The sequence below is a fragment of the Microcoleus sp. ARI1-B5 genome, assembly GCF_036705795.1.
Classification (GTDB): Bacteria; Cyanobacteriota; Cyanobacteriia; order Cyanobacteriales; family Microcoleaceae; genus Microcoleus.
The window spans coordinates 1-3966 of record NZ_JAUBVK010000070.1 but is presented as its reverse complement, the minus strand read 5'-3'; the positions used below and the strand labels follow the sequence as shown (position 1 = coordinate 3966).

Genomic DNA, 3966 nt, shown 5'->3' with positions numbered 1-3966 from the left:
TGTGACTGTAAAATTATAAGTCGTGCCGCTACCTGTAAAGCCGCTAACCGTACCGTTAGTAAGATTAATGCCACTCGAACTAAATCCTGTCACATTTTCACTGAAAGTTGCTTTGACTAAAAATGGTGCATTTATTGTTGTGGGTGATGCGGATGTTAAGGCAACTGTTGGCGGTGTAAAATCAGCAGTACGAACCAGTTGAGTTGCTGCGGTATTGTTATTACCCGCAGTATCTGTGGCTTTAGCAGCAAGTACATCAACGGTGACATTCCCCTCAGCATTCGGTGTGACATCAAAGGTGTAGTTTTTGGCATCAAGTCGGACAAAGTTAGCGACAGTCGCATTGGCGACGGTAATATCAGTATTATCAAACCCAGTGACATTTTCGCTGAATGTTGCTTTGACTAAAAATGGTGCATTTATTGTTGTGGGTGAGGCGGATGTTAAGGCAACTGTTGGCGGTGTAAAATCAGCAGTACGAACCAGTTGAGTTGCTGCGGTATTGTTATTACCCGCAGTATCTGTGGCTTTAGCAGCAAGTACATCAACGGTGACATTCCCCTCAGCATTCGGTGTGACATCAAAGGTGTAGTTTTTGGCATCAAGTCGGACAAAGTTAGCGACAGTCGCATTGGCGACGGTAATATCAGTATTATCAAACCCAGTGACATTTTCGCTGAATGTTGCTTTGACTAAAAATGGTGCATTTATTGTTGTGGGTGAGGCGGATGTTAAGGCAACTGTTGGTGCGGTAAAATCAGCAGTACGAACCAGTTGAGTTGCCGCCGTATTGTTATTACCCGCAGTATCCGTAGCTTTAGCCGCAAGTACATCAACGGTGACATTACCCTCAGCATTCGGTGTGACATCAAAGGTGTAGTTTTTGGCATCAAGTCGGACAAAGTTTCCGACAGTCGCATTGGTGAGGGTAATATCAGTATTATCAAACCCGGTGACATTTTCGCTGAATGTAGCTTTGACGCTAAATGGTGCGTTGACTGTTGTTGCTGGTGCGGATGTTAAGGCAACTGTGGGTACAATGGTGTCTACAATTATGGCTCTGCTATCGGCTAAAGATTGTCCCGCAGGAATAGTTAAGGTTGCATCATTTCCAGCAGTATCTTTTAAGGTTGCACCAGTCGCTAAAGTTATAGTATTTGAATTAAGGTCGAGGCTATTTTGTCCGGCTGCTGGAGTATAAGTGCCGACAGCAGATGTACCCGTAAAAGGTGCAATAGTAACAGCGCCACCTGTGTCTAAGGCGACACTCATATTACCGCCTGCTAAGGTGACGGCTTCGCTGAAGTTGACGGTAACGTTAATGTTGCCAGTTGTGCCGTAACTGCCGTCGGTGGTGGTAGAGGTGACGCTGGTGAGGGTGGGTGCAAGGGTATCAATAACTATGGCTTTACTACCGCCGAGAGAGTTGGCTGTGGCGGTAGCGGGGAGGGCTAAGAAAGCGTCAAAGGCTGTACCAATAGTTTCTTTAATTGTGCCGCCGTTGAGGGTGAGGGCGGTGGTGGCGAGGTATTCTAAGTCACCGGAGGTGTCTCCTGGTTGCACTACATAGTTGAAGGTGAGTACAGTACCGCCGCTACCACTGGCATAGATGGCAAAGCGGTCAGTTGTGCCTGTTTCTAGTTGCAGTTGGGGTGTGCCACCTGTGGTATCTACGTTGACAGCAGCATCGAAGGTGACGGTGATGGCGATGGTATCACCTGCTTTGTAGCTGCCGTTAGCGGTGGTGGCGGTGACAGCAGTAACTTTGGGGGTGGTGTTGAGCAGGATGCCGGCGTTGTTCTCGCCCGGGTTCCCCACAGCTAAGTCAGGTTTTCCGTCGCTGTTGAAGTCGCCGATGCTGACGGAGCGGGAGAAACGGCCAATTGGGAAGAGAACTTGGGGGGCGAAAGTGGGAGTGGCGGCTCCGGTGGTAGTGGTATTGAGCAGGATGGAGACGTTGTAGCTGAAGTTGTTCGCCGTTGCTAAGTCAGGTTTTCCGTCGCTGTTGATGTCGCCGATGCTGATGCCGTAGGGGCCAGCGCCAGTTGCGAAGGTAACTTGGGTGGCGAAAGTGGGGGTGGTGGCTCCGGTGGCTGTGGTATTGAGCAGGATGGAGACGTTGTTGCTGCTGGTGTTCCCCACAGCTAAGTCAGGTAAACCATCGCTGTTGAGGTCGCCGATGCTGACAACGTAGGGGCCAGCGCCAGTTGCGAAGGTAACTTGGGTGGCGAAAGTGGGGGTGGTGGCTCCGGTGGCAGTGGTATTGAGCAGGATGGAGACGCTGTTGCTGTTGATGTTCGCCACAGCTAAGTCAGGTAAACCATCGCTGTTGAGGTCGCCGATGCTGACACCGTAGGGGCCAGCGCCAGTTGGGAAGGAAACTTGGGTGGCGAAGGTGGGGGTGGTAGCGAAGGTGGCGGTGGTGTTGAGTAGGATAGAGACGTTGGCGCTGCCGCTGTTCGCCACAGCTAAGTCAGGTAAACCATCGCTGTTGATATCGCCGATGCTGACGGAGGCGGACTGAGTGCCAGTTGGGAAGGGAACTTGGGGGGCGAAAGTGGGAGTGGCGGCTCCGGTGGTTGTGGTGTTGAGCAGGACTGAAACGTTGTTGCTGCTCGCGTTCGCCGTTGCTAAGTCAGGTTGACCGTCACTGTTGAAGTCGCCGATGCTGACGCTGAAGGGGCCAGCGCCAGTGGCGAAGGGAACTTGGGGAGCGAAAGTGGGGGTGGTACCTCCGGTGGCGGTGGTGTTGAGCAGGATGGAGGCGGTGTTGGTGTCAAAGTTCGCCGTTGCTAGGTCTGGTTTGCCGTCGCCGTTGAAGTCGCTAATGCTGACGGACAAAGGGTTAATGCCAGTAGGGAAGGTGACTTGGGGGGCGAAGCCTAGTAAACCGCTGTAGGTTTTGAGGGTGGTTTCTGTGAGAATTAGTTTTGGCTTTTGGGGGGATGGGGGGATAAGTTGGGGGATGTCCCAAGTGCCTCCTCGTTTGCTGTTGCCTGTAGGGTGGGGGTTGGCGGCGATGTTGGCGCCTGTGAGCTGATACAGTTGAGTGAGGAATTCATGACCTGCGTGCCCGGCTGCTACGTTGCATCCATAAAGGAGAATATCGGCATCGGGAATTAATGCTTTGCGCCACTGTTTGAGTTGAGGGCCGAAACTTTCTATATTGCTGCTATTGAGTGTATTTGTACCGAGATGTACTGCACCTGGACTGCCGTGAGAGATAATATGTATTGCTTCTATATTTTGTTCAATTGCTAGCCTTTCGGTAATTTGCTCAATGCCATCCCGCCTTTCATCTAGGATAATTACTTCAGCATTTGGACAAACGCCGCTAATTAAACTCTGGTAATCTTCAACAGTTGGGTCAATAAAAACTAGATTTGAAACAAGTTTTTGCTGTATCATTTGCAACCTCTTTACTTTTTAAACTTTATATGTCTCACTTAAATTTACTTATACACTCACTACCGTTAAAGTGCCTAACTCCTGTTACAGTTCAAACTTGCGATCGCCTACAAAGAATTGGCAATCCAAATTTCACCTCGTCTGTTTGAGGAAGGCAATAAATTCAAATACTTGTTGTAATTGTTATAGATCGAGCCGTTCTAACTCTTGTTGGATTAAATCTTTCAGGGCAGTCATTTTTGTTGTCAAGTTTTCTATATTATAATCCCCTGAACTATACTGCTAGCAGTCACTCCCTTCAAGACAGCTAAATATTCTCCTGTTACCTGATACTGAATTATAGTATCGCTAACAAAAGCGCCGCTTCCTTGAGAGATATTTAACTGGCTAAAAGCGAGGGGGCTAATTAAATCGATTTTGTCTTGATTAGGGGTAAAATCAGTAATAGCATCGGCGGCCGCTAAGCTGGTTGAGCCAGTACCGATCGCGATCGCAAACACATCAAAACCCAATCCGCCTGTCAAAGTGTCGGCACCCATTTCTCCAAATAAGTAATCA

1 protein-coding gene and 1 pseudogene are annotated in these 3966 nt (G+C 49.3%); both read right to left on the bottom strand.

Annotated features, from left to right (window positions below):
- Nucleotides 1-3408: FG-GAP-like repeat-containing protein (locus QUB63_RS34835; RefSeq protein ID WP_332949951.1), on the bottom strand; the 3408-nt coding region annotated here is incomplete at its 3' end.
- 254 nt (nt 3409-3662) lie between these two features.
- Nucleotides 3663-3966, bottom strand: a pseudogene (locus tag QUB63_RS34830) (chemotaxis protein CheB); the annotation flags it as partial.